The 25,012-nt window shown below is 56.4% G+C and carries 20 protein-coding genes and 1 pseudogene; 14 read left to right on the top strand and 7 right to left on the bottom strand.

What is annotated here, in order from left to right:
* Both K5905_RS03555 and secA read right to left on the bottom strand, forming a co-directional pair.
* Nucleotides 1-664, bottom strand: a 664-nt coding sequence (locus K5905_RS03555; protein WP_297580381.1) for a glycosyltransferase family 2 protein, incomplete at its 3' end; no start/stop codon positions are given.
* A gap of 106 nt (nucleotides 665-770) precedes the next feature.
* A pseudogene (gene secA / locus K5905_RS03560) lies at nucleotides 771-3,498 on the bottom strand (preprotein translocase subunit SecA).
* A gap of 265 nt (nucleotides 3,499-3,763) precedes the next feature.
* Here secA and K5905_RS03565 point away from each other — a divergent pair.
* From K5905_RS03565 to K5905_RS03580, 4 genes are all read left to right on the top strand, one after another.
* Nucleotides 3,764-4,642 (top strand): peptidylprolyl isomerase, encoded by an 879-nt coding sequence (locus K5905_RS03565; RefSeq protein WP_297580383.1) that lies wholly within the window; start codon nucleotides 3,764-3,766, stop codon nucleotides 4,640-4,642.
* A 156-nt stretch (nucleotides 4,643-4,798) separates the two neighbouring features.
* Nucleotides 4,799-6,040: a bifunctional glutamate N-acetyltransferase/amino-acid acetyltransferase ArgJ gene (argJ, locus tag K5905_RS03570; protein WP_297580385.1), complete on the top strand. Its 1,242-nt coding sequence runs from the start codon at nucleotides 4,799-4,801 to the stop codon at nucleotides 6,038-6,040.
* 79 nt (nucleotides 6,041-6,119) lie between these two features.
* Nucleotides 6,120-6,527, top strand: a complete 408-nt coding sequence (locus K5905_RS03575; RefSeq protein WP_297580387.1) for a (deoxy)nucleoside triphosphate pyrophosphohydrolase — start codon at nucleotides 6,120-6,122, stop codon at nucleotides 6,525-6,527.
* Between the two features lie 25 nt (nucleotides 6,528-6,552).
* Complete coding sequence (locus K5905_RS03580) at nucleotides 6,553-6,786, top strand: Flp family type IVb pilin (protein WP_367186891.1); 234 nt, start codon at nucleotides 6,553-6,555, stop codon at nucleotides 6,784-6,786.
* Between the two features lie 32 nt (nucleotides 6,787-6,818).
* On the opposite strand, the gene K5905_RS03585 is transcribed toward K5905_RS03580, so the two are convergent.
* Nucleotides 6,819-7,712 (bottom strand): methyltransferase domain-containing protein, encoded by an 894-nt coding sequence (locus tag K5905_RS03585; protein ID WP_297580389.1) that lies wholly within the window; start codon nucleotides 7,710-7,712, stop codon nucleotides 6,819-6,821.
* Between the two features lie 164 nt (nucleotides 7,713-7,876).
* On the opposite strand from K5905_RS03585, the gene K5905_RS03590 reads away from it, so the two are divergent.
* The 4 genes from K5905_RS03590 (at nucleotide 7,877) to K5905_RS03605 (ending at nucleotide 10,464) form a co-directional block, all read left to right on the top strand.
* Complete coding sequence (locus K5905_RS03590) at nucleotides 7,877-8,662, top strand: ComF family protein (protein WP_297580391.1); 786 nt, start codon at nucleotides 7,877-7,879, stop codon at nucleotides 8,660-8,662.
* Nucleotides 8,663-8,778: 116 nt separating this feature from the next.
* Entirely contained in the window at nucleotides 8,779-9,036 is a 258-nt protein-coding gene (gene grxC, locus K5905_RS03595) for a glutaredoxin 3 (protein ID WP_297580393.1), read from the top strand.
* Between the two features lie 49 nt (nucleotides 9,037-9,085).
* Nucleotides 9,086-9,940 carry a carbon-nitrogen hydrolase family protein gene (locus tag K5905_RS03600; RefSeq protein ID WP_297580395.1) on the top strand — a complete coding sequence of 285 codons (855 nt, stop codon included), beginning with the start codon at nucleotides 9,086-9,088 and terminating at the stop codon, nucleotides 9,938-9,940.
* Nucleotides 9,937-10,464 (top strand): DUF1178 family protein, encoded by a 528-nt coding sequence (locus tag K5905_RS03605; RefSeq protein WP_297580397.1) that lies wholly within the window; start codon nucleotides 9,937-9,939, stop codon nucleotides 10,462-10,464. Before K5905_RS03600 ends, K5905_RS03605 begins: the two co-directional genes overlap by 4 nt.
* An 81-nt stretch (nucleotides 10,465-10,545) precedes the next feature.
* Here K5905_RS03605 and K5905_RS03610 read toward each other — a convergent pair whose 3' ends face one another.
* The 3 genes from K5905_RS03610 to ubiG form a co-directional block, all read right to left on the bottom strand.
* The gene (locus tag K5905_RS03610) at nucleotides 10,546-11,052 is read right to left on the bottom strand and encodes a hypothetical protein (protein ID WP_297580399.1); all 507 of its coding nucleotides are present in this window, start codon (nucleotides 11,050-11,052) and stop codon (nucleotides 10,546-10,548) included.
* A gap of 226 nt (nucleotides 11,053-11,278) precedes the next feature.
* On the bottom strand, nucleotides 11,279-11,974 hold the full coding sequence (locus K5905_RS03615; RefSeq protein WP_297580401.1) for an alpha/beta fold hydrolase: 696 nt from the start codon (nucleotides 11,972-11,974) through the stop codon (nucleotides 11,279-11,281).
* Complete coding sequence (gene ubiG, locus K5905_RS03620) at nucleotides 11,974-12,735, bottom strand: bifunctional 2-polyprenyl-6-hydroxyphenol methylase/3-demethylubiquinol 3-O-methyltransferase UbiG (RefSeq protein ID WP_297580403.1); 762 nt, start codon at nucleotides 12,733-12,735, stop codon at nucleotides 11,974-11,976. The genes K5905_RS03615 and ubiG overlap by 1 nt, the downstream gene beginning before the upstream one ends.
* A gap of 193 nt (nucleotides 12,736-12,928) precedes the next feature.
* On the opposite strand from ubiG, the gene K5905_RS03625 reads away from it, so the two are divergent.
* From K5905_RS03625 to clpB, 6 genes are all read left to right on the top strand, one after another.
* Entirely contained in the window at nucleotides 12,929-14,179 is a 1,251-nt protein-coding gene (locus K5905_RS03625) for an aspartate kinase (RefSeq protein ID WP_297580405.1), read from the top strand.
* Between the two features lie 72 nt (nucleotides 14,180-14,251).
* The gene (gene ptsP, locus K5905_RS03630; RefSeq protein WP_297580407.1) at nucleotides 14,252-16,519 is read left to right on the top strand and encodes a phosphoenolpyruvate--protein phosphotransferase; all 2,268 of its coding nucleotides are present in this window, start codon (nucleotides 14,252-14,254) and stop codon (nucleotides 16,517-16,519) included.
* Nucleotides 16,520-16,573: 54 nt separating this feature from the next.
* Nucleotides 16,574-17,647 carry a peptide chain release factor 1 gene (gene prfA, locus K5905_RS03635; RefSeq protein ID WP_297580409.1) on the top strand — a complete coding sequence of 358 codons (1,074 nt, stop codon included), beginning with the start codon at nucleotides 16,574-16,576 and terminating at the stop codon, nucleotides 17,645-17,647.
* Nucleotides 17,648-17,649: 2 nt separating this feature from the next.
* Nucleotides 17,650-18,516: a peptide chain release factor N(5)-glutamine methyltransferase gene (prmC, locus tag K5905_RS03640; protein WP_297580410.1), complete on the top strand. Its 867-nt coding sequence runs from the start codon at nucleotides 17,650-17,652 to the stop codon at nucleotides 18,514-18,516.
* Nucleotides 18,517-18,878: 362 nt separating this feature from the next.
* Nucleotides 18,879-19,616 (top strand): DUF4167 domain-containing protein, encoded by a 738-nt coding sequence (locus K5905_RS03645; RefSeq protein ID WP_297580412.1) that lies wholly within the window; start codon nucleotides 18,879-18,881, stop codon nucleotides 19,614-19,616.
* 217 nt (nucleotides 19,617-19,833) lie between these two features.
* Entirely contained in the window at nucleotides 19,834-22,431 is a 2,598-nt protein-coding gene (gene clpB, locus K5905_RS03650) for an ATP-dependent chaperone ClpB (RefSeq protein WP_297580414.1), read from the top strand.
* 101 nt (nucleotides 22,432-22,532) lie between these two features.
* On the opposite strand, the gene K5905_RS03655 is transcribed toward clpB, so the two are convergent.
* Nucleotides 22,533-24,509, bottom strand: coding sequence for a M23 family metallopeptidase (locus K5905_RS03655; protein ID WP_297580416.1), 1,977 nt, complete (start codon nucleotides 24,507-24,509; stop codon nucleotides 22,533-22,535).
* Between the last annotated feature and the right edge of the window lie 503 nt (nucleotides 24,510-25,012).

The following is a 25,012-nucleotide window of genomic DNA, read 5'->3' on the forward strand; positions in this document are numbered from 1 at the left end:
CGGCCTTCCGGGGCGGGCGCTCATAGGGAAGTGCCATTGCGGGAAATCCGACCCAGGCAAACAGGCCCTTCATAAACCGGTTTCTTTCCGGCAATTTCAGCAAGGCATCAATCACCGCCCGGTCGATCAGGCGATAGTCGCCGGCATTTGCGGGCATGTCGATATTGGCCAGTTTGTTGAAGAGGCGATAGAACATATTCGCCGTCGAGCGTTTCACCAGCGTGTCGGACGATCGGTCGACTCTCAGGCCGTAAACGACGTCATACCCGGCGCGCCACCCGTTCAGCATCTCGAGGATCAGCTCCGGCGGGTCCTGAAGGTCAGCGTCGATGATGACCGCTATGTCTCCTTTGACCGCCTCTAGACCTGCTGACAGGGCAGCTTCCTTGCCAAAATTTCGCGACAGGGCCAGCAGCCGTCCGGGTAAACCCGCTTTGAGCTGTTCCGATACAATATCCGCAGTCTTGTCGCGGCTGCCGTCATCGATGAAGACATATTCGTATTCCAGTCCGGTCCGGTCCAGAACCGGACGGGTCTCTTCCAGAAAGTGACGAATGACGTCTTCTTCGTTGAAGACCGGAACGATGATGCTCAGCAAAGGAGCCGCAGGGCGACTGCATTCGCGTCTGGAAACGTAGATTTTCGAAGCGGCGGTCGTTGGCATTGAGGGCTCTTACAGATTGAAGCAGGCGCAAACTGCCGGAATTTCACGAAAAAGGCCAGCCCGTGAATGGGGCCGGCCTTCCTTCGTTTGAAAATGCCGTTCGAAATCAGACCAGAGCGCCGTGGCAATGTTTGAATTTTTTGCCGGAACCGCACGGGCAGGCTTCATTTCGGCCAACCTTGCCCCAGGTCGAAGGATCGTTGGCATCCCGTTCCTTCGGAGCGGAAAGCTGTGCGTCAGCCATGGCCATCTCATCTTCCCCGGTGAGCGGGTTGATGTGATGGGCATGCATTTCCGGCTCATCCGGCATTTGCGGCGGCTGTTCGGTGACGAGCTCCACGCGCAGCAGCTGTGCCGTCGTCATCTGACGCAATTGCGCCAGCATGGATTCGAACAGCGTGAAAGCTTCGGTTTTGTATTCCTGCAGCGGATCGCGCTGGGCATAGCCACGGAAGCCGACGACCGAACGCAGATGGTCGAGGTTGGCCAGATGTTCGCGCCACAGATTGTCCAGTGTTTGAAGGAGGACCGCCTTTTCAACCTGACGCATGACGTCCGGCGTGTATTTGGCAACTTTCTGGGCCATGGCTTCGTCAGCGGAACGGCGCAGACGGTCCTTGACCTCTTCTTCCGCAATGCCTTCCTCGGCCGCCCATTCCTTCACCGGCAAATCGAGGTTCAGATACTTGCGAACCTCTTCCTGCAGGCCTTCGGTATCCCATTGTTCGGGATAGGCGCGTTCGGGGATATGATTGGCGACCAGATCGTCTATGACATCGTGCCGCATGTCTGAAACTGCATCCTGGATCGCTTCGCTGTCCATGAGTTCGATACGCTGATCGAAAACCACCTTCCGCTGGTCGTTCATCACGTTGTCGAATTTCAGCAGGTTCTTACGGATATCGAAGTTGCGGGACTCAACCTTCTGCTGAGCTTTTTCCAGTGCCTTGTTGATCCACGGATGGATGATGGCTTCGCCTTCTTCCAGACCGAGTTTCTGCAGCATTGAGTCCATGCGCTCTGATCCGAAGATGCGCATCAGGTCGTCCTGAAGGGACAGGAAGAACTTGGAGTGACCGGGGTCACCCTGACGGCCGGAGCGGCCACGGAGCTGGTTGTCGATACGGCGGCTTTCGTGACGCTCTGTGCCGATCACATATAGACCACCGGCTGTGAGCGCCTTTTCCTTCAGCTTTTCAACATCAGTGCGGATCTGCGTTTCCTTGTCGGTACGCTCTTCCCCCTCGGGCATGTCGCCGAGTTCCATATCAATCTGCATGTCGGCATTGCCGCCGAGCTGAATATCCGTGCCGCGTCCAGCCATGTTGGTGGCAATGGTAACGGCGCCGGGCAGACCTGCCTGGGCCACGATGAAAGCTTCCTGTTCGTGGTACCGGGCGTTCAGAACCGCAAAGATCTTGGATTTGCCGTCATTTTCCTTCTGAGCCGCGGCGAACGCGGCAGGGTCGCTCAGGTCGATCTGCTTGTAACCATGCTTTTTCAGAAGTTCAGCAAGGAACTCCGATTTCTCGATGGATGTGGTGCCGACCAGGATCGGTTGGCCGCGTTCCTTGCAGTCGTCAATCAGTTTGACGATCGCATTGAACTTTTCCTGAACCGTCCGGTAGACCTCGTCGTCGTCATCAATCCGTTTGACGGCAACGTTTGTCGGAATTTCAACGACTTCAAGCTTGTAGATGTCGGCAAATTCGTCGGCTTCGGTCGACGCGGTACCGGTCATGCCGGCCAGTTTGCCGTACATGCGGAAATAGTTCTGGAAGGTGATGGAGGCCAGAGTCTGGTTCTCAGGCTGAATGCGGACATTTTCACGTGCTTCCAGTGCCTGGTGCAGGCCTTCCGAAAAACGGCGGCCCGGCATCATGCGACCGGTGAATTCGTCGATGATCACCACTTCGTTGTTGCGGACAATGTAGTCCTTGTCGCGTTGGAACAGCTTGTGCGCTTTCAGCGCCTGTTGCAGGTGGTGAACAATTGAAACGTTTTCGACATCGTAGAGCGAATCACCCTTCAGATGACCTGCTTCGCTCAGCAACCCTTCGAGTTTTTCGTTACCGGCTTCGGTGAATGTCGCAGAACGCGCCTTTTCATCGAGTTCGAAATCTTCATCGCTCAGCTTCGGGATAAAGGCATCGACCGAGTTGTAGAACTCGGAACGATCTTCCAGCGGGCCGGAAATGATCAGCGGTGTCCGGGCTTCATCGATCAGGATCGAATCCACTTCGTCGACGATCGCGTAGGAATGTCCGCGCTGAACCATCGACTCCCGGTCGTGCTTCATGTTGTCGCGGAGATAGTCGAAGCCGAATTCGTTGTTGGTGCCGTAGGTGACATCGGCTGCGTAGGCGTCGCGTCTTTCTTCATCGGACAGTCCGTGGATAATACAGCCAACGGTCGCGCTGGGCAAGATAGTCGTTGACGGTGACGACATGGACACCGTTGCCTGCAAGGGCATTGAGGTAGACCGGCGCGGTAGCGACCAGGGTCTTGCCCTCACCGGTCCGCATTTCGGCGATCTGGCCGGTATGCAGCACCATGCCGCCGATCAACTGGACATCATAGTGCCGTTGTCCGAGCGCGCGGCGGGCCGCTTCACGGACCGTCGCGAAGGCCGGAACCAGGATGTCGTCAACGCTTGCGCCGTTTTTCAGTTTTTCGCGGAACTCGTCTGTCCGGGCGCGCAAAGCTTCGTCCGACAGCACCTGGGTTTCCGCTTCAAGGGCGTTGATCTCGTCAACCTGTGCCCGAAATGACTTTACTTTCCGGTCGTTCGCAGAACCGAAAATCTTACGTGCTAATGCGCCAAGGCCAGCCATGTGGCGGTCCTTCCCTACCAGGCGGCGCCAACTGGCATATGGCGCCCGCCCTTGAAATCGTCTCAATTGCTGTCCACGTTGCCGCCAAGCGCAACGCGCTGGCCGGTAATCGCGGCCGAAAAGATGCCATCCCAGCCCGCAAGCAGGGACGCCCGACAGATAAGAGGGGGCCGTATGCTTGTCAACGTCGCTGGAATAGGCAAAGTAGCTCCGCCTTCTCAAATGAGGGCAATAAATTACTGTTCCTCTACGTAAAGGACTTCTTATGTTCCGAATTTCGATGCGCAGGCCGGCCCAGGCGCTTGCCGTTTCCTTCCTGGCCATGACGCTCGGATCCGCTTCCCTGATTGCAGCCGAACCGAATGATGTGGTTGCAAAAGTCGGCAATGCGGAAATCACGGAAGCTGATATTGCATTTGCAGCCAACGATCTCGGTCAGGAATTGCAACGTTTCCCACCGGCGCAGTGGCGCCAGATTCTGCTCGACGTCGTTGTCGATATGGAGTTGCTCGCCCAGGCCGCGCGTGAAGATGGTCTGGATCAGGATCCCGATTTCAAAAAGCAGCTGGAATTTCTGGAGCTCCGCGCTCTGAGAAACGCGTATCTCGCCCAGAAAATTGATGGATCGATCACCGAAGACGACCTTCAGGCAGCCTATGAAAAAGAATTTGCAGATTTTGAAGGAGCGGAGGAGATCAACGCCCGTCACATTCTGGTGAAGGACAAGGCCGAAGCCGAAGCTCTTGTGAAGGAACTCGATGAAGGTGCTGACTTTGCCGAACTCGCGAGGGAAAAATCCACGGGACCATCCGGCCCCAATGGCGGTGACCTTGGTTACTTCTCCAAAGGGCAGATGGTGAAACCTTTCGAAGATGCCGTGTACGCGTTAGAGCCGGGCAGCTACACCAAGGAGCCTGTGGAAACGCAATTCGGTTGGCATGTGATCAAGCTTGAGGACAAGCGGCAGCAGGAAAAGCCAGCTCTTGAAGCTGTGTCACCCGGATTGCGCCAACAGCTGATCCGCGACCGGTACGAAGCCAAGATGGCTGAGCTGAAGGACGCGATAGCAGTCGAAATTCTTGATGAGGCGCTCGCCAACGCACCCGAAGGGGGGGAACAAACCGAAGGTGAGAAGTCCGAGTAAGCGGGATCTTCAACACGTCTGAAAACCCGGCCTGAGTGAGGGCCGGGTTTTGTTTTTGTATTTGCTGGTTTCTGGTATCAGTCGCGAAAGTGCTTGCGCTTCTCGCGTCCTTGTGGCTAGGGACACCTGTTTCAATAACATTCCGGAACAGCACCGATGTCGACGACCGTTTCTCCTCTTGCACCCAAATCCTATCCGGATATGCCGGAAATCGACGGCGTCCAATTCGCGACCGCCGAAGCAGGCGTCAAATACAAAGACCGGACGGATGTGTTGCTGGTTACTGTCCGAGAGGGGACGGCTGTTGCCGGTGTCTTCACCAAGTCGAAATGCTCCTCGGCTCCCGTGGATTGGTGCAAGGACAGACTGCCGGACGGTCGTGCCCGTGCACTGCTTGTGAATTCCGGTAATGCAAATGCGTTTACCGGCAAGAAGGGACAGGCTGCGGTTGAGTTGTCAGCCGACATTGTCGCTGGCGCTTTGGAGTGTCCTTCTGCCGAAATCTTTCTGGCCTCCACCGGTGTGATCGGAGAGCCGCTTCCGGCGGAAAACTTTTCCAGCGTCATCCAGGAGCTGAAAGACAAGCAGGACGGTGCGAACTGGCTTGATGCCGCCAAGGCAATCATGACGACGGACACCTTTCCGAAAGTGGCGACCGGCACAGTTGAGCTCGACGGCGAAACGATCACAATCAATGGTATTGCCAAAGGCGCCGGCATGATCGCGCCGGACATGGCGACCATGCTGTCGTTCATCTTCACGGATGCACCAATCGCACCCGACGTTCTGCAGGACCTGCTCAGCAGCCAAACCGGCGGCAGTTTCAATGCCGTGACCGTCGATAGCGATACGTCCACGTCCGATACGGTTCTGTTGTTTGCGACCGGTGCCGCGGAGAAAAAGGGGATCAGTTCCGTAACATCTTCGGAAGATCCACGCGTGTCGGTTCTTCGGGCGGCGCTTGGAGACGTTATGCTGGACCTTGCGCAACAGATCGTCCGGGATGGCGAAGGTGCCCGTAAATTTGTGGAAGTGCGCGTTGACGGTGCTGAAAGTGATCAGTCCGCCAAGACGATTGCTCTTTCCATTGCGAATTCTCCGCTCGTCAAAACGGCAGTCGCCGGTGAAGACGCCAATTGGGGCAGGGTCGTGATGGCTGTCGGAAAGGCGGGCGAACCGGCTGACCGGGACCGCCTGGCAATCTGGTTCGGCGATATTCGTGTCGCGGTCGAAGGCGAACGTGACCCGGACTACAGCGAAGAGGCCGCCTCTGCTGTCATGAAAGAGGAAGACATAGTCATTCGCGTCGACCTTGGACTTGGAAGGGGATCGGCAACGGTCTGGACGTGTGACCTCACCAAAGAATATGTCGCCATCAACGGTGACTACCGCAGTTAGAGCACTCCGGAAGCAGGTCCGGCGGTCCTGCGCCGGCTTCCAGGTCGTCATCACCTGCCTTTGAATTGGACATCAGAACATGACCAAGATCGTTCTAGTCGCGGCTTGCGCCCTGGTTGACGTCGATGGGCGTATCCTTTTGGCACAGCGTCCAGAAGGAAAATCCATGGCCGGCCTATGGGAATTTCCCGGAGGAAAGGTCGAAGTTGGGGAACGTCCGGAAGAGACCCTGATCCGTGAATTGCGCGAAGAACTCGGAATTGAGGTTAACGAAGCGTGTCTGGCACCCCTGACTTTTGCCAGTCACTCTTATGAAGATTTTCACTTACTCATGCCACTTTTTATCTGCCGCAGGTGGAACGGCATTCCGCGAGGTCAAGAAAACCAGGCTTTGAAGTGGGTCAGAGCCATCAGGTTAAGGGATTTTCCTATGCCGGCTGCGGACGAACCGCTCATTCCTCACTTGATGGAGGCAGTGTCGGGTTAACGATTGGTGGTCTGAGGGGCTTTAGATGCAAGTCGTGACGAAAACGGTCAGTGATCATCTGTTAAAACTGCGTTGGACCGCGCGGCGTCTTTGTCGTGATGAGAGTGGCGCGACGGCGATTGAATATGGACTGATCGCAGGTCTGCTTGCAGTCGTGCTAATCGCGTCGATGAGTGTTGTCGGCACCACAATTCGAGATGGCTACTTCAAATCGGTCACGACCGCAATGCAAGACGCGATGACGTCCGCAGGCTACTGAACATCGCACACCCGGTTCGATTTACTCATTTGCTAATCAGATAACTTTTGTTCCTGAACCCCGAGTGCGTCAGCCAGTCTGGTTTTCGCAGAGCCGGGGCGCAGTGGTTTTTGCTGACTTTCATGCGGTGCCCATCCCGACAATGTGACAAGTGCGAATGTCGCTCTGATACGTCTGTCCGGATCTGAATGGTTTTCAGCGTAAATCTCGGCGGCACGGAGAAGAACCTGACGTGAAAGCGGCGTCCGGCTTCTGTCTTTCAGAACCGATGTCGCTCCCATGGCACGCAAGTCTGCAAGCAGTGCGAACATGGAATCGTATCGTACGGTCACCGTGTCGAGGTCCGTCACGGGAAGGGCAAATCCTGCGCGTTGCAGCAAGCTGCCCAGATCGCGTGTATCGGCATATGGAAGAACCCGGGCTGCAGCGCCGCCCTTGATCTCCAGTTCGGCCCGGGTCAGGCTGTCGCGCAATTCGGTGAGCGTGCCTGCACCAGGCAGTGTGGCCAGAAACAGCCCGTCCGGCGCCAGCGCGCGGCGGATCTGGATCAGGCTGCCAGGCAGGTCATTGACGAATTGCAGATTGAGCGCCGACACGATGAGGTCGAGGGATTGATCCTTGAAAGGCAACAATGCGTCGTCGCATACGATGTCCGGCAGTGGTTGGCTGGGGTCGGGTACAAGGAGATCCGCTCTGATCAGCCGGTCTGCCTTGCCGGAATTCATAACAGCTTTCGAGACAAGCCCGGTATGCCCCCCAAGATCCACCGCAGTCCCGAAGGTCCGATTGACGAGAAAAAGACGTTCCTCCAGGTCGTCGGCTACGGTCTGGAGAAGAAAGTCGGCACCCTGCCTGGCAGCTTTAAGTGCGCGCCGGCGGCGGGCCTGAAAAAGTCTGCGATCGAACAGGTCTGGCTGGGTTGACATGCTGAGCTCGGACTCCCTGGAAAACTCTGCGACCACATATGGTATCCGGGCGGCAAGGTCAAAGAGGATCGAAGTTGTCGATCCAACCGAATGATGACACCTGTGCGGTTGTGTGCACAATTTTCATTTGGCATTCTCACACATCGTCTCAAGAAGGGATCAAAGTGCTGGCTATCGGCAACAAACTGACATCGGTTCCGAAGGCAGCCACGCGTCTGGTTCTGGATTTTCTGTTGCCGCTCAGATGCACGAGTTGCGACGCCAAGGTCGGAACCGCAGAAGGACTTTGTGCAAGTTGCTGGCAAAAGACGTCTTTCACTGAAAAACCCTGGTGCCAACGTCTCGGTACACCCTTTGCCTATGATGTCGGTGAGGAGGCCTGGAGCCCCCAGGCTATCGCATCCCCGCCGGTGTTCGACCGTTTGAGGTTTGTCGCCTTCTATGATGGCCCGGCGCGGGACCTGATTCTGGCATTGAAATTCTCCGGTCGGCGGGAATTGGCAATGCCGATGGGGCGGTGGATGAGCCGGACCGGGTCGGAGTTTCTTGGTAAGCAGAGTCTGATAATTCCTGTGCCTTTGCACCGGGGTCGCCTCCTATCCCGGCGGTTCAATCAATCTGCCGATCTTGCCAGAGTGGTTGCACGGGAATGCGGTGGCCGGTTTCAACCTGACCTGCTCAGGCGTCACAAGCGCACCCGTCAGCAAGTCGGCCTGTCAGCCGGAGACAGGCAGAAAAACGTGCGGTCCGCATTTGAGGTCAGTAAAAACCAGTCAGGCAATCTCTTCGGGCGTCACGTAGTTTTGATTGATGATGTTATCACGACCGGGTCGACCATAAGCGCATGCAGCAAAACCCTTCTGGCCGCAGGGGCAGCGTCTGTCGATGTGCTCACATTTGCGTATGCCGACCCGAAAAACCAACTCCAGCATGGAGATGGAATTTTCTGACAAGCTCTCTTGTCTCTTGAGTTTCCGCGAACCAGACGCATATAACGCCGGGATTTTCGACCGACTGCTCGCGAGTGGTGACGGTGAAACAACGTTGACTGAAAGGATCGGAATTAATGACTGAAGTGGTCATCTACACCCGCCAGCTTTGCGGATTTTGTACGGCAGCGAAGCGCCTTCTGGACAAAAAGGGCGTTGCCTACAAGGAGCATGACGCAACATTTGACAATGGCTTGCGCAAGGAAATGTTGCAGAAAGCCAACGGACGGTCGACGTTTCCGCAAGTCTTTGTCGGCAAAACCCATGTGGGTGGCTGTGACGATCTGCATGATCTGGAGCGCTCAGGCAAACTGGACGCTTTGCTTGCATCCTGATTAAGTGTGCAATTGTCCACGTTTATCAATCAGACCTTAAGGCAAACGGATGCCCTCATTCACGGCAGCTTGTATCCAGCTTAGAAGCGGAAAAAACACTCGGGACAACACCGCGAATGCAGAAACATTGATCCGGGCGGCAGCGGGCGCGGGCGCGTGCTATATTCAAACGCCGGAAATGTCGAACCTTCTGGTCCGGAGCCGGGATGAGCTCATGGAGCGAATATCGCTGCAGGACACCGATCCGTTTTTAAGCGCTGCAAAGTCACTTGCGGAAGAACTCAAGGTCTATCTGCATCTCGGATCTCTGGCAATTCTGCTGGAGAACGGCAAGGTTGCCAACCGTGCGTTTCTGATAGCGCCTGATGGAGCGATCCTTGCCAGCTATGACAAGATCCACATGTTCGACGTGGATTTGCCAAATGGCGAAAGTTGGCGGGAATCCGCGACCTATGAACCGGGAAGACAAACCATTGTTGCCGATCTTCCCTTTGCAAGGCTGGGTATGGCGATTTGTTACGATATTCGCTTCCCGGCCATTTTCCGCACGCAGGCGCGCGCAGGTGCTGAAGTGCTGACCGGACCTGCGGCCTTTACCCGTCAGACTGGCAAAGCCCATTGGCATGTGCTACAGCGCGCCCGCGCCATCGAAAACGGCGCATATGTTGTTTCGGCTGCGCAAGGCGGCACGCATGAGGACGGCAGGGAGACCTACGGGCACAGTCTTGTCGTCGATCCATGGGGTGAGGTGATTGCAGAGCTGGAAAATGATGAACCAGGATTTGTTCTGGCAGAAATCGATACTGAAAACGTGGCCAAGGCGCGTGCACGCATTCCCGCGATCATCAATGAACGGGACTTCGAGTGCAGTGTTGCCGAAGGCCTGAAGGAGATGTCGGCGTGATCAAATACACGCTCGTTTGCGAAGCTTCCCATAGCTTTGAAGGCTGGTTCCGGAACTCCGGAGACTTTGAAGCGCAGTGCGAGCGCAAGTTTGTCGTCTGCCCGATGTGCGGAGCGACCGATGTCAGGAAGGCGTTGATGGCACCGGCGGTTTCCACGTCCAGAAAGCGCGAGGCCTTGTCTCCGGTCGCCAGCATCGATAACGCCGCGGCACCTGCGGCTCCGGCAAGCAAAAAAGAAACACCGCAACCGGTAAGCACGCCGCCGATGCAACCTTCCGCGCTGTTGCCGGAAAATCTACGTCAGAAGGAAATCGTCGAAGCCCTGCGTCTTGTGCGCACGCGTATCATGGAAAACTCGGAAAATGTCGGTTCGGAGTTCGCTTCCGAAGCCCGCAAGATTCACTATGGCGAAACAGAAGAGCGCAGCATATACGGGGAAACTTCGCTTCAGGACGCCGAGGAACTGCTTGAGGAAGGCATTTCCGTTCTGCCTTTGCCCGAACTTCCGGACGACAAAAACTGATCGTCATGAATGCCATCACACCGTTGACGGCATGATGGCATCTTCGATCAGGTTTTGAGACATTTCACGCTGAAAATTCGTTTATTTTTTTGCAGCAGTTGCAGGTTTCCGGCGCGACTTCGGTTTTGCTGCCTGTGTTTCCTGAAGGGACTCTTCAGCGGCTTTGCTCAGTTCACTCACACTTTCCATGGCTGTCTCGTTGAACTCTTCTACCGCAGCCGCGTTTTCCGTGAAGCTGTCTCGGAACAGGCTGGCCTGCTTCTCGAAATGGTCCTGGTACTCAGACGCCATGTTTGAATAGAAGCTCTGCAGTGTGGCCACTGTTTCTTCCGGTGCCACACACTGGCTCAGGGATTTTGCGCATTCGAAATCTTCGTGAATCCTGTGGCTGACAAATTTCATGTGATCGTCAAAGGCTTTCTCGGCATGCGACCACATCGTTTGGCCCATCTTCTGGATGCTGGCGATCGTTTTGGCTTCGATGCGGTCCTCGCGCTCGGCAAGGGACCAGTTCGAGAATGCCGGCATCGGCCAGTCCGTCATCATCTTGCTGAAGTCAAATGCATCCGAATAGCGTTTGCTAGGCATGAGAAATCCTCCGCGTTTTGTCCGTCATGCTGCAGCCGGCCTTTTGCCAGGACGAGTGCCGCCCGTCCTTCCGGCCCATACGAGAGTTCGGCGCTGGACCGAGGTGTTGTCTCCCGGGTCCGGTCCTTAAGTTGACGTAACTGTACTCTGCCTGCAAGCGGGATCTTTGACACCGATCAAAGTGAGGAGGACTTGTTGCGAATTGTTGAAAGTTTCCAGCCCGGAGCTATCTGCCGTTGAGGAATTCGGTCAGCAGATAGGTCGTTCTTTCCGGGGCTTCCAGGGTTGGCAAATGGCCACAACCTTCTACGACCGCAAGATTGCTGCCAGGAATACCCTGCTGGATTTCTTTCGCGATCGGCAAAGGGGTCAGCCGGTCGCCGTCACCTGCCACAACGAGCGTGGGGCAGGCGATGTCCTTCAGTGACGGGCGGGAGTCCGGCCGCGTGAAAACCGCCGTCTGCTGACGGATGAAGGCCTCGGGTCCTGTGTCCATTGCCATTTCGACGACGATCGCCCTCAGAACATCGTTTTCTTCATTCATTTCGTGAACGAAGCCGGGATAGAGCAGATGCGGAACCTTCGAGAAGCCTTTCTTGCGGGTCAGTTCGATCAGGAATTTTCTGCGTTTGGTCTGCTCGGGTGTATCGGCGCGCGAATTTGTGCTCAAAAGTGCCAGTCGACCGACGCGTTCCGGCGCAATCCGCAGAACTTCCATCGCAACATAGCCACCCATGGAAAGTGCCAGAAGCGAAAATCTCGGTGGAGCGGTCTTCAGCAAATGCTGTGCAATTTCCGCAATAGTTTCGTGTTCACGGTGGTTTGCGACCATGATCGGACGATCTGCGAACGCGGAGATCTGCGGCGCGAAAAGAGCCTCTGTGCACAAAAGGCCTGGAACAAAGACAATCGGATCGCTCATCAGGAGGACGTGGCCCTTTCGGCCAGAAGCATATAGTTCACATCCATGTCGCGCGACTGGCTCCAGGTATCTGTCAGTGGATTGTAACTGACGCCGGACCGATCGATAATTTTCAGGCCGGCATCTTTGACCGGGCCTTCGATTTCGGACGGTTTGACCAGCTTTTCGTAGGAATGTGTTCCCTTGGGCAACCAACGCAATACGAATTCCGCCCCGACAATCGCCAACGCATAGGCTTTCAGTGTGCGATTGATGGTCGCAACGAACATCAGTCCACCCGGGCGAACCATCTGACTGGTGGCCTTGAGGAACAGCGGCACGTCGGCGACATGTTCAACCACTTCCATGTTGAGAACGACGTCGAAGGTTTCGCCGTCTTCGGCAAGTTTTTCGGCTGTTTCGGCCCGGTAGTCGATGTCGAGGCCCGAATTTTCCATATGGAGCCGGGCAATCTTGATATTGGTTTCCGACGCGTCCGCGCCCAGAACGTCAGCTCCGAGACGGGCCATCGGCTCGCTCAGGAGGCCGCCGCCGCACCCGATATCGAGAAAACGCAAGCCCTTGAAAGCATCGGCGGCTTTCGGATCTCGCCCGAAATGCCGGCACACTTCCTGCTTGATATAGGCAAGGCGAACCGGGTTGAATTTGTGAAGCGGCTTGAAATCTCCCGTTGGATCCCACCATTGCTCAGCCATGGCGGAAAATCGAGCAACCTCTTCGCTGTCGATCGTACCTTTGGATTGTTGAGCCTTGCCTGTCATCGGACGATCCTTTCGTTCGGGCGAAGCCCTGTCGGGGCATCGGCGGAATAAATCCAGTCAGCTGTCGTTCCAAGGTCTTGCCGTATTTGTCAAGAGAGCTGGTTGCAGCAAAGGAACGCAGCCTGTATGCATGTGCGCCGATCCATCCGGAGCGTCAGGCGCTTCAAGACACGTTTAAAAGAATACGAGTGGTATGGCCCGACTGGTTTTAAAATTTGGTGGGACTTCGGTTGCCGATCTTGATCGCATCCGCAATGTCGCCCGCCACGTCAAGCGGGAAGTGGATGCCGGTCATCAGGTTGCGGTCGTTGTTTCGGCCATGGCCGGACAGACCAACAAGCTGGTGCAGTTCTGCCGCGATGCCGCGCCGCTGCACGATGCCCGTGAATATGATGCAGTTGTCGCATCCGGTGAACAGGTGACATCGGGCCTGTTGGCAATCGTTCTGCAGGATATGGGGGTGAACGCCCGGTCCTGGCAGGGTTGGCAGGTACCCATAAAGACCGATGAGAATCATGGCGCAGCGCGTATCAGCGAGATTGAAGGTGGTTTTCTGACCGAACGGCTGGAGCAGGGGCAGGTTGCCGTGCTCGCCGGGTTCCAGGGTATTTCGCCGGACAATCGTATCGCGACCCTGGGTCGCGGCGGCTCGGACACCAGCGCGGTCGCTATCGCCGCAGCCATCAAGGCCGACCGATGTGATATCTATACTGACGTTGATGGTGTCTATACGACGGACCCGCGCATTCAGCCCAAGGCGCAACGTCTTGAGCGTGTTTCTTTTGAGGAAATGCTGGAGATGGCGTCTCTCGGCGCGAAAGTTCTTCAGGTGCGCTCGGTCGAGATGGCCATGGTCCACGGTGTCAGGACGTTCGTGCGGTCCAGTTTTGACGATCCGGACGCACCGCAGGTCGGCAATGACGGCCTTCCGATTGGTACTTTAATTTGCGACGAGGACGAACTCGTGGAACAGCAGGTTGTCACCGGCATTGCTTATGCCAAAGACGAAGCTCAAATCTCTATCCGTGACGTGGCCGACAAGCCGGGTGTTGCCGAATCCGTGTTTGGCCCGCTTGCCGATGCCCATATCAACGTGGACATGATCGTCCAGAACATCTCACCTGACGGAAAGACCACCGACATCACATTCACGGTTCCGGAAGGCGACTTCGACCGTGCGAAAAAGGTTTTGGATGAAAACCGTGAAGAGATCGGTTTCCAGAACCTTGAAGGGGCGACCGATGTCGTCAAGGTGTCGGTGATCGGCATTGGAATGCGGTCTCATGCTGGTGTTGCGGCCCAGTGTTTCCGTGGTCTGGCATCGAAGGGAATCAACATTCGGGCGATCACAACCTCGGAAATCAAAATTTCCGTGCTGATCGATTCTGCCTATGCGGAACTTGCAGTGCGGACTCTCCATTCGCTATACGGTTTAGACGGATAGTTTATCCGGCAAGCGGGCTCCGGCAGGAATGAGAGCCGGAGCTTGTCCGGAGCAGGATCAAACGGGGGCGCAATGCGCAGCAACCTAGCCGGACCGCGCCTATTGCTCCGCAGACTCCGTGAAGTCATGGCGGAACCGATCACGGCGCAGGAGCGACTCGACAAGATTGTGGTGCTCATCGCATCGAATGTCGTCGCCGAAGTGTGTTCGGTTTATATTCTTCGGGCCGATGGTGTCCTTGAGCTCTACGCGACCGAAGGTCTGAACCGCGAGGCGGTTCACCATGCCTCTCTGCGCGTCGGCCAGGGTCTCGTTGGTCTGATTGCAGCTGAAGCCCGCCCGCTTAATCTACCAAACGCCAGTGCACATCCGGGTTTCACCTATCTGCCCGAAACAGGTGAAGAGGCCTACAATTCGTTTCTCGGTGTGCCGATTCTACGCGCTGGACGTACGCTCGGCGTTCTCGTGGTTCAAAACCAGTCACACCGTACATATCTGGAAGACGAAGTCGAAGCACTGCAGACGACAGCGATGGTGATCGCCGAAATGGTGGCAGCAGGTGAATTGGAGGCGATCGCCCAGGAAGCTACCGGGTTGGATCTCTCGAGGCCGATCACGGCAACAGGAACCGGTCTGGCGGAGGGCGTGGGTCTTGGCCATGTGGTGCTTCACGAACCGCGTGTCGTCGTCACCAATCTGATTGCGGAAGATACAGACCGGGAAAAGACCCGTCTTGACGGGGCCATCAACCGGCTTCGCCTGTCCATCGATGACCTTTTGGCAAGCGGCGAGATTGCGGCAACCGGAGAGCATAGGGAAGTCCTCGAAGCCTATCGGATGTTCGCCTATGACCGGGGCTGGATCCGCAAGATTGAAGATGCGATCAAGAACGGCCTGACGGCCGAAGCCGCCGTTGAAAAAGTTCAAAGCGACACGCGTGCGCGCATGTTGCGCCAGACCGACCCTTATCTGCGTGAACGCCTGCACGATCTGGATGATCTTGCCCATCGCCTGATTCGCGAACTCATGGGTCGTGAACACGGACCGGGTGTGGAAGAACTGCCACAGGATGCCATCATTGTCGGCCGGAACATGGGTGCGGCGGAACTTCTGGATTACGGTCGCGACCGGATCCGGGGACTGGTGTTGGAAGAGGGCGGCCCGACCAGCCATGTCACCATCGTGGCGCGCGCGCTCGGAATTCCCACCGTAGGCCTGGTGGAAGATATCGTCAGCCTCGCCGATGGTGGTGATGCCATCATCGTCGACGGCGATACGGGTGAAGTGCATTTGCGGCCCGCCGCCGATCTGGAAAACGCCTACGCGGAAAAGGTGAGGTTCCGCGCGCGGCGGCAGGCGCAGTACAGGCGTTTGCGCAGCAAACCGTCCGTCACCAAGGATGGGGTCGAGTTTTCCCTCCAGATGAATGCCGGTCTGTTGATCGATTTGCCGCATCTGGCCGAATCGGGAGCCGCGGGTGTCGGCCTGTTCCGTACCGAATTGCAATTCATGGTCGCGTCTTCGTTCCCAAGAATGCGCGAGCAGCAAGCGCAATACAGCCAGATTCTGGATGCGGCGGAAGACAAGCCGGTTACGTTCCGATCGCTTGATATCGGCGGTGACAAGGTCTTGCCCTATCTTCGCTCGATCCAGGAGGAAAACCCTGCGATGGGGTGGCGTGCGCTGCGCCTTGGTCTCGACCGACCTGGTCTGTTGCGGACACAGATAAGGGCGCTGCTACACGCTGCTGCAGGTCGCGAGCTGAAACTCATGTTCCCGATGGTGGTGGAAGTCGACGAATTTCTGCAGGCAAAATCCCTTGTAGACAAGGAAGTCAAGCATCTGCGCCGGCACGGGCATGCAACGCCGGAACATGTCCGTCTCGGGGTCATGGTCGAGGTGCCGTCCCTGTTGTTCCAGCTGGATGAGTTGATGGCCTATGTCGACTTTGTTTCCGTCGGCTCGAATGATCTCTTTCAGTTCCTTTGTGCGGTCGATCGTGGCAACACCCGGGTCGCGGACCGGTTTGATACCTTGAATGTTGCGTTCCTGCGGGCCTTGAAATCCATCGTCGATGCCGCAAATAAGGCGCATGTCCCGGTAACTTTGTGCGGGGAGCTTGCAGGCCGGCCATTGGAGGCCATGGCTCTTGTCGGACTTGGATATCGGGATCTGTCAATGTCACCGGCATCGCTTGGTCCGGTGAAAGCGATGTTGCGTACACTGGACGCGGGGCGGTTGTCCGCGCGTTTGCAGCCCAGGCTGGAGCCTGGGCACGACGACAGCAATATTCGGGAAGTCCTGAAACGCTTTGCTGCCGAAACGGATGTTGCCCTTTAGCTGCGGCATGCATAGTCCACCCATCGATACGGGATTGTAGGAGAACCTGCGCGTATGCTGGCGCGTCATAAACTTGATAATCTGCTCGACCGCTTTGCCGAAATCGAACACATGATGTCGGCGAGCCCGGATCCTGCTGCCTATGTGAAACTTTCGCGCGAGTATGCAGGGCTGGAGCCGCTCGTTCAAAAGATCCGGGCTCTGATAAAGGCGGAAGAAGAACTTGCCGGGGCGGTTGCTCTGATTGACGATCCGGAGACGGACGCGGAAATGCGCGAGCTTGCGGAAATGGAACGCGACGAGCTTACCGAAAGCGTCGAACACCTGTCCCAGGATGTTCGTATCGGCCTGCTGCCAAAAGACGAAGCGGATGCCAACGACGCTATTTTAGAAGTTCGGGCCGGGACCGGCGGAGACGAAGCGGCGCTGTTTGCCGGGGATCTCTTTCGCATGTATCAGCGTTACGCTGAGTTGCAGGGCTGGAAAGTCGAAATTCTCTCTTCAAGCGAAGGAGAAGTCGGCGGGTTCAAGGAAGTCATTGCTTCTGTTTCCGGTGACAATGTGTTTGCCCGACTGAAATTTGAATCCGGAGTTCATCGGGTGCAACGGGTTCCTGCCACTGAATCGGGTGGGCGCATTCACACTTCGGCGGCAACGGTCGCGGTTTTGCCACAGGCTGAAGATGTCGATGTCGATGTGCAGGAAAGCGACCTGCGTATCGATACGTTTCGGGCGTCCGGTGCTGGCGGTCAGCACGTGAACACGACCGATTCCGCGGTTCGAATTACACATATTCCCTCCGGCATTGTTGTCGCTGTCCAGGACGAGCGTTCGCAGCACAAGAACAAGGCACGGGCGATGCAGCTTTTGCGCGCACGTGTCTATGACGAAGAGCGAGAACGGGCCGCGAGTGAACGTACCGAAGCGCGCCGTCTTCAAGTCGGGTCCGGAGACCGTTCGGAACGGATCAGGACCTACAATTTTCCGCAGGGGCGGGTCACCGACCACCGCATCGGCCTTACTCTCTATAAACTTGAGCAAATTGTTGCCGGGGAGGGGCTTGGAGAGGTGATCGATGCCTTGATCATGGACCATCAGGCCAACCTTCTGGCCTCCGAAGATACCTGATCATGCAGATTGGCCAGCTCTACCGGCAGGTTCGAGATCAATTTCGGCAGGCGGAACTCCAGACACCTGACCTGGATGCAAAACTTCTTGTCAGTGCGGCTTTGAAGATATCGATTTCCGAACTTGTACTGGATGAGCACAACGATGTTTCAAGCGAGGATGCCGAAAAAGCTCTGACGTACGCAAAACAACGTCTTGAAGGCAAACCTGTTGGCCGAATTCTCGGCGAAAGGGAATTTTACGGTCGCCGGTTCGGTCTGAATGCCGCGACGTTGGAACCGCGACCGGACACGGAGACGCTGGTCGATGCGGTGTTGGAAAGAAGTGATCCTGATCGTGCCCTTCTTATGTGCGATGTGGGAACCGGGACAGGTGCAATTGCGATCTCTGTTTTGGCGGAACTGCCTCGTAGCAGGATGATCGCGATCGACCTGTCGGAAGATGCGCTGATTTGCGCTTCCGAAAATGCTGCGATGCACAAAGTTTGCAACCGGTTTTACCCCGTTTGTGCCGATTATCTTTCGGCACTCAGGACCGGTTCGTCTGGCAAACATGAAGGGGAAATGGATTGGGTGATCAGCAATCCTCCCTATATCCGCAGCTCCGTCCTGTCAGAGTTGTCGGACGAAGTGATTCATCACGACCCAAAACTTGCGCTGGATGGCGGAAAAAACGGTCTGGATGCCTATGTCAGCATTATCGAGGATGCGGGGAGGCTGTTACGGGCCAACGGACAGATTGCATTTGAGATTGGCTATGACCAAGCTGACGAGGTGAAAAAACAGCTGCGTCATCATGGCTTTGTAGCAATTGAAATCATTAAGGATCTCTCCGGAAATGACCGGGTTGCCGTCGCTCGGAAGGCATAATTTCATTGTTTTGATCCAAAGGCGAAAAAGCACTTGGAAATCGTCGCGGAAACGGGTAGGTTCACCTTGCCGAGACCGGAGATGTTATCAGCGTTTAGCGGGGCATACGCATCCGGCAATGTGGTGACAGGCGCAGTTTTAGCGTTCTGGACGTCGTTGCTAATCGGGCTTTCCGGTGTTTCGGACTGTCGAAGAAAAAGACAAGCGTGTTGGCCAGCGGCCTATGACGCGCTGCGTAAGTTTTCAATGACAGCCGCTAACCAGCACTGTTGGTTTCGGTGAGTTTTTCGTGTCGGTTTTAGGCAATTCCGATGTTGGGTCAGTGAATAACTGACCGCCGTTCCGCAAGAGAAAACGGCAGGATGAGACCAGGAAATCAAAGCAATAAGCGCATGCGCGGACGGGGCCGCAAGGGTCCTAATCCGTTAACCCGGACTTACGAATCTAACGGTCCTGATGTGAAAATCCGTGGCACGGCGATGCATGTTGCGGAAAAATATCAGCAGCTCGCTCGTGATGCGCAAGCATCCGGCGACCGTGTGATGTTTGAAAGCTATAATCAGCACGCCGAGCACTATCTGCGTATCGTCGCCGCAGCACAGCCGCAACAGCAACCCGCGGCTCAGCAACAGGCACCGCGCAACGAGGCCGAAGAAGGGCAGGACACTGCAACGTCCGCCAATACACCGGCTCCGGTGAACGGCTCTGAGCGTCCGTCGCAGGATCGCGCTGCACCTGAGCGTGTAACCGCGGATGGTGATGTTGTCGATGCTGACAGCCCGCAACCGTTTATCGAGGACATGCCGGTCATAGATCAGGAAGGTCAGGTGAACGGAGCGGGTCAAAATGCCGAGGGCGATGATGCAGAGGCGGATGAAAAGCCGCGCCGCCGGACGCGCACTCCCAGAACAAGAACCCCACGCAGAACGACCTCCGAGGCTGTCTCTGAAGACGCACCGGTTGCAACTGCCGACGGTTCCGAGACAGGGAATGCAGAATCGGAAGACGAGAAGCCGAAAACACGCCGCCGGACAACACGTCCGCGCCGCACAAAGTCTGCGGAAGAAGCGCCGACTGAGGCTGCCACTGTCACCGAATAGTCAGCTTCGAATAAGTTGAATGCATTAAAACGGCGTCCGTTGGGGCGCCGTTTTTGTTTGTGGGGCAGTTTTCGGCAAAAGGGTCTTTTGTGATGAAAATGCAACACTATATTATGGAGGCAGCGCTCAATGAGGCTGCACGGATGCCCGGATGCGGGGTCCGAATCCCATAACGTTCCCCACGCTTCGGGTGGTGTGGACGGGTAGGAGGCTACGAATGAACTTTGAAAAATACACTGAGCGGGCGCGTGGGTTCGTACAGTCGGCTCAGACATTTGCACTTGGGCGGGGGCACCAGCAATTTTCGCCCGAACACATTCTGAAAGTGCTGCTTGATGACCCGGAAGGCATGGCCTCCGGGCTGATTGACCGTGCCGGCGGCCAGGCCAAAGCCCTGAAAGGGGATTTGGAAGGTGTGCTGGACAAGATGCCGAAAGTCTCTGGCGGATCCGGTCAGCTTTACATGGCGCAGGCAACTGCCCGCCTATTTGAGCAGGCGGAGCAGATTGCGGAAAAAGCTGGCGACAGTTATGTGACTGTCGAACGGCTTCTGCTTGCTCTGGCAATGGACACTGAGAGTGAAGCCGGCAAACTGATGAAACGCCACGGCATCACGCCGAATGGTCTTAACGAAGCCATAAACCAGTTGCGGCAAGGCCGGACCGCGGACAGCGCCACGGCCGAGAACCAGTATGACGCCCTGAAAAAGTATGCGCGTGATCTGACCCAGGTTGCCCGGGACGGCAAGCTTGATCCGGTTATCGGCCGCGACGAGGAAATCCGACGGACGATCCAGGTACTGTCACGCAGGACCAAGAACAATCCGGTCCTGATCGGTGAGCCGGGTGTCGGAAAAACCGCGATCGCCGAAGGTCTCGCCCTGAGGATCGTCAATGGCGACGTTCCTGAGTCCCTGAAAGAAAAGCAACTTCTTGCCCTGGATATGGGCTCGCTGATCGCCGGTGCAAAATATCGGGGTGAATTTGAAGAACGGCTCAAGGCGGTTCTGTCGGAAGTCGAAGCGGCTGCCGGGAAGATCATTCTGTTCATCGACGAAATGCACACGCTTGTCGGTGCCGGGAAGGCAGATGGGGCAATGGATGCCTCCAACCTCCTGAAGCCAGCACTGGCCCGCGGTGAATTGCATTGCGTTGGTGCAACCACGCTTGATGAATATCGCAAGCATGTGGAAAAGGATGCTGCGCTTGCAAGACGTTTCCAGCCGGTATTCGTAACGGAGCCGACGGTTGAGGATACGGTGTCGATCCTGCGCGGGATCAAGGAGAAATACGAGCTCCATCACGGTGTTCGCATTACCGATTCCGCCATCGTGTCAGCTGCGTCCCTGTCGAACCGCTACATCACCGACCGGTTCCTGCCGGACAAGGCGATCGACCTGGTGGACGAAGCTGCGAGCCGTTTGAGAATGCAGGTCGATTCCAAACCGGAAGAACTGGACGAATTGGATCGCCGGATCATTCAGCTGAAGATCGAGCGTGAAGCGCTCAAGGCTGAAAGCGATCAGGCTTCGAAGGATCGTCTGGCGAAACTGGAAAAGGAACTGACGGATCTTGAAGAAGGGTCGCAGGCGTTGACCAATCGCTGGCTGGGCGAGAAGGAAAAGCTCAACCTTGAACAGAAGATCAAGGAACAGCTGGAACAGGCTCGTATCGATCTGGAAATCGCGCAGCGGCGCGGTGATCTCGCCAAGGCCGGGGAACTTGCCTACGGTGTCGTGCCGGACCTGGAGCGCCAATTGTCCGAAGCAGAAGCAACTGAAGATGCCGATGCGATGGTGGACGAAGCGGTCACGCCGTCGCACATAGCCCATGTGGTCTCCAAGTGGACCGGTATTCCGGTCGACAAGATGCTGGAAGGCGAGCGCGAGAAGCTGCTTCGCATGGAAGATGTGCTGGCGCATCGGGTTATCGGCCAGGCAGAGGCAATCCATGCCGTCTCAACGGCTGTTCGTCGGGCGCGAGCCGGACTTCAGGACCCGAACAGGCCGATCGGCTCGTTCATGTTCCTGGGCCCGACAGGTGTCGGCAAGACGGAACTGACCAAGGCGCTCGCAAGCTTCCTGTTCGATGACGACAGTGCGATGGTGCGCATCGATATGTCGGAATATATGGAGAAACACTCCGTTGCCCGGTTGATCGGAGCACCTCCCGGCTATGTCGGCTATGAAGAGGGCGGAGCTTTGACCGAAGCGGTTCGGCGTCGTCCCTATCAGGTGATCTTGTTCGATGAGATCGAAAAGGCACACAGCGACGTCTTCAACGTGCTGCTGCAGGTTCTTGACGACGGCCGCCTGACGGATGGTCAGGGACGGACCGTGGACTTTCGCAACTCGCTGATCATCATGACCTCGAACCTGGGGGCCGAGTTTCTGGTCAACCAGCCGGAAGGTCAGGACAGCGATGCGGTTCGCGACGAGGTCATGACAGCTGTGCGCGGACATTTCCGACCCGAGTTCCTCAATCGGCTTGATGAAATCGTCCTGTTTCACCGGCTCCAGCGGTCGCAAATGGGCGATATCGTCAAGATCCAGCTGGAACGTCTCCGGGCGTTGCTCTCGGACCGCAAGATCACGCTCAAGCTGGACGACAGTGCGCTCGGCTGGCTGGCGCAGAAGGGATATGATCCGGCCTACGGGGCCCGTCCGCTGAAGCGGGTCATCCAGAAGGATGTCCAGGATCCGCTGGCCGAGAAAATACTGGCCGGGGACATCCTGGATGGTCAGACAGTGGATGTTTCCGGTGGCGCCGACAGGCTGATCTTCCAGGTGGAAGGTTCCGAGATTGCCGCCGCCTGAAGCAGAAGCTAATTCCTAAAGCACAACGCCCGCGGAAACTGGTTCCGCGGGCGTTTTTTTGATCGGAACGTCAAAGCGCATCCGACATTCATTTGATAGCTCTAGTTCAAGGCCGCGATGCGCGAAGGTTTGCGGGCGCGGTCCAGAAGCGTATCGACACGGTGACGTTCAGCTTCGAAGTTTGCGCGCATTTCGCCTTCCAGTGTACGCCCCTTCGGCAACTTGATCCGCATCGGGTCCATGTAGCGACCGTTCACCAGCACTTCGTAGTGAAGGTGGGGGCCGGTGGACAGGCCCGTCGAACCGACATAGCCGATGATCTGGCCCTGGGTGACACGGATACCTTCCTTGATGCCTTTGGCAAAACCTGTCTGGTGATTGTAGGTGGTCGTGTAACCATTGGTGTGGCGCAGTTCTATACGGCGGCCGTAGCCCGAACTCCAGCCTGCCTTGATGATCACGCCGTCACCTGCGGCCATGATTGGCGTTCCGCGCGGCGCCGACCAGTCAACACCACGGTGCATCTTGGTGTATTTGTGGATCGGGTGTCGGCGCATGCCGAACCCTGAGCGGAACTTGCCGCCATTCAGCGGTTTGCGGATCAGGAACTTTTTGGCGCTCTGGCCGGAGTCGTCATAAAAATCGGTGACACCGTCATCCGGAGTGCGATAGCGGTAGAACTCGCGGGTCGAGTCACCGGTATTGAGCGCCGCATAGAGGATTTTCGGACCGGTCTTGCCGTCACCCTCGGTATAGAACAACTCGAGCGCATCGCCTGGTTGGACACGTGCATTGAAATCCACGTCAAAGGAGAACATGCGTACCAGATCATTGATAATCTCCTCGGGCATCTTCTGCTCAAGGGCTGTCTGGTAAAGACTGTCATAGATCGCAGGCGTCGGGCCGCCATAGGAAACGCGATCGGCTTCTGCAAAGGCGTCTGCCAGGAAGGTGCTTGGTTCTTCGGCCTCGATATAGTCACCGCTGTCGGACCGGGCGACAGTGGCATCATGCTCTTTGTCGGTGTAAAGGCTGACGCGTTCGGGACGCATCCGCTCCAGGTCCTCCGGTGAAGGCGCGTAGGCAATTCGAAGCCGCTGACCGTCCTCCAGCTCGGAGATACCGAACAGGTTGGTGAAGGCTGACGTGATCGATGTCGCCTCTTCTTCCGTCGCTTCATGGTCCAGAAGAAGGTCTGCAAGCGTCTGTCCTTTGATGACGGGCACGATGCTTTCATCCATGCCGGCAAAGCGGATTTCTTCATCGCGCTTTGAAACGAAAGACACGTTTTCCGGCGTGATCCTGACGGCATAACGTTCAAGGTCCGGCTGCAGGGCAAGGTTGAAATCAAAGCGGCCGGGATCGACCAGAGTTTTTGCGGCCATCTCAACCGCGTCGATGGACATCGTTCTGGCAATGTCGCGGACACTTAGCTCGACTTCGGTCTCCGATGGTGTCCTGTCGAGGTCAATGTCACCGCTTGAAGCAGGGAACGGTGTCAGGCTGATGCTGACTTCGCTTTCAAGCTTCGCTCCGTAAAGGGAATCGACCAGAAGGGATGTGCCCGATTCACCGGCGGCGCCGGAAAGGTCGTCGTCCAGATTTTCCGCGAACATGTTGAGCGGATTGAAGGACGGGATCTGGTTGGCCAGCTCGGGGTCTTTTCGGGTTGCCAAGGTCGCGCTGACAAAGACATGCGGTTGAACACGGATATTGTCCCTGTCCCCGACCCGAGAGACCACATTCACATCAATGACGTGTTTGCTGGAATATTCTGCTGCGGTCCGAAGAACACGGTCACCTTTGCTGCTGCCACCATTGGCGCTCGAAAAGCCGTTCAAAAATGCATCGGAAGAGGGGGCGGCCTCGACACTGTACTGGCCATCCAGTGCCGCCATCAGCGCACCGCCCATCAGAACCAGGGAGGTAACACCGGTCAGGACCGTTCCGGCGAGCCAGCGCAGGGAAACCTGTCGGCGGTCCGACATGCCATTGCGACCTTCGTATCCGCGCAATGGGGGAGCTTCACCGAGTTCGATGCGAATGGACTGTGCGCTATGGAAAGGGCCAAAATGCATTTATACCCGTCCGGTCCTTCATACAGCTCGTCAGCAGATCAGACCCGTTTCGCACAGAAGCGGAGCCTTCAGTTCAGCGGTGCCAAACAAATTAGAACCTGCTTCATGCAGTGTTTGATTAAAAAGGTCAATTGTTTCCGCTCTGCCAGACACGGATCCGGCGGAGATTATGCATTCCCTAGATCGAGAATTTGTCCGTTCTGTGGTTTTTGAAGGTGGGGTCCGACTTTCCACATCAGGCACGTCTTTTCAGCGCTTTATATATATAGGGGACGCTATGAAGGGCGGAGCTGTGATATTTGCGGCGCGGCACAAAATATCCAAATTAAGTCTCGGAGAAATATAAGAAAATCGAACTGCCTTTCTTTCTGTGAATCTTTTTTGACAAAGTGTGTTGACTCCAAATGGGGCCATGCGTATAACCCGATCCATCGACGGCGGCGCCGCCAACACGGCGCTTCTCGCTGTTGGTCGCTCCAGACATCTCGGTCAAACAGCCCTGG

The sequence above is a fragment of the Roseibium sp. genome (assembly GCF_025698965.1).
Lineage (GTDB): Bacteria > Pseudomonadota > Alphaproteobacteria > Rhizobiales > Stappiaceae > Roseibium.

What these genes read in the sequence shown, in the direction of transcription:
- grxC (WP_297580393.1), top strand. Translation starts at nt 8,779, where the DNA reads ATGACTGAAGTGGTCATCTACACCCGCCAGCTTTGCGGATTTTGTACG.
- ubiG (WP_297580403.1), bottom strand. Translation starts at nt 12,735, where the DNA reads ATGACAGGCAAGGCTCAACAATCCAAAGGTACGATCGACAGCGAAGAG.
- K5905_RS03615 (WP_297580401.1), bottom strand. Translation starts at nt 11,974, where the DNA reads ATGAGCGATCCGATTGTCTTTGTTCCAGGCCTTTTGTGCACAGAGGCT.
- clpB (WP_297580414.1), top strand. Translation starts at nt 19,834, where the DNA reads ATGAACTTTGAAAAATACACTGAGCGGGCGCGTGGGTTCGTACAGTCG.
- K5905_RS03565 (WP_297580383.1), top strand. Translation starts at nt 3,764, where the DNA reads ATGTTCCGAATTTCGATGCGCAGGCCGGCCCAGGCGCTTGCCGTTTCC.
- prmC (WP_297580410.1), top strand. Translation starts at nt 17,650, where the DNA reads ATGCAGATTGGCCAGCTCTACCGGCAGGTTCGAGATCAATTTCGGCAG.
- prfA (WP_297580409.1), top strand. Translation starts at nt 16,574, where the DNA reads ATGCTGGCGCGTCATAAACTTGATAATCTGCTCGACCGCTTTGCCGAA.
- K5905_RS03580 (WP_367186891.1), top strand. Translation starts at nt 6,553, where the DNA reads ATGCAAGTCGTGACGAAAACGGTCAGTGATCATCTGTTAAAACTGCGT.
- K5905_RS03655 (WP_297580416.1), bottom strand. Translation starts at nt 24,509, where the DNA reads ATGCATTTTGGCCCTTTCCATAGCGCACAGTCCATTCGCATCGAACTC.
- K5905_RS03610 (WP_297580399.1), bottom strand. Translation starts at nt 11,052, where the DNA reads ATGCCTAGCAAACGCTATTCGGATGCATTTGACTTCAGCAAGATGATG.
- K5905_RS03600 (WP_297580395.1), top strand. Translation starts at nt 9,086, where the DNA reads ATGCCCTCATTCACGGCAGCTTGTATCCAGCTTAGAAGCGGAAAAAAC.
- K5905_RS03585 (WP_297580389.1), bottom strand. Translation starts at nt 7,712, where the DNA reads ATGTCAACCCAGCCAGACCTGTTCGATCGCAGACTTTTTCAGGCCCGC.
- argJ (WP_297580385.1), top strand. Translation starts at nt 4,799, where the DNA reads ATGTCGACGACCGTTTCTCCTCTTGCACCCAAATCCTATCCGGATATG.
- K5905_RS03645 (WP_297580412.1), top strand. Translation starts at nt 18,879, where the DNA reads ATGAGACCAGGAAATCAAAGCAATAAGCGCATGCGCGGACGGGGCCGC.
- K5905_RS03625 (WP_297580405.1), top strand. Translation starts at nt 12,929, where the DNA reads ATGGCCCGACTGGTTTTAAAATTTGGTGGGACTTCGGTTGCCGATCTT.
- K5905_RS03575 (WP_297580387.1), top strand. Translation starts at nt 6,120, where the DNA reads ATGACCAAGATCGTTCTAGTCGCGGCTTGCGCCCTGGTTGACGTCGAT.
- ptsP (WP_297580407.1), top strand. Translation starts at nt 14,252, where the DNA reads ATGCGCAGCAACCTAGCCGGACCGCGCCTATTGCTCCGCAGACTCCGT.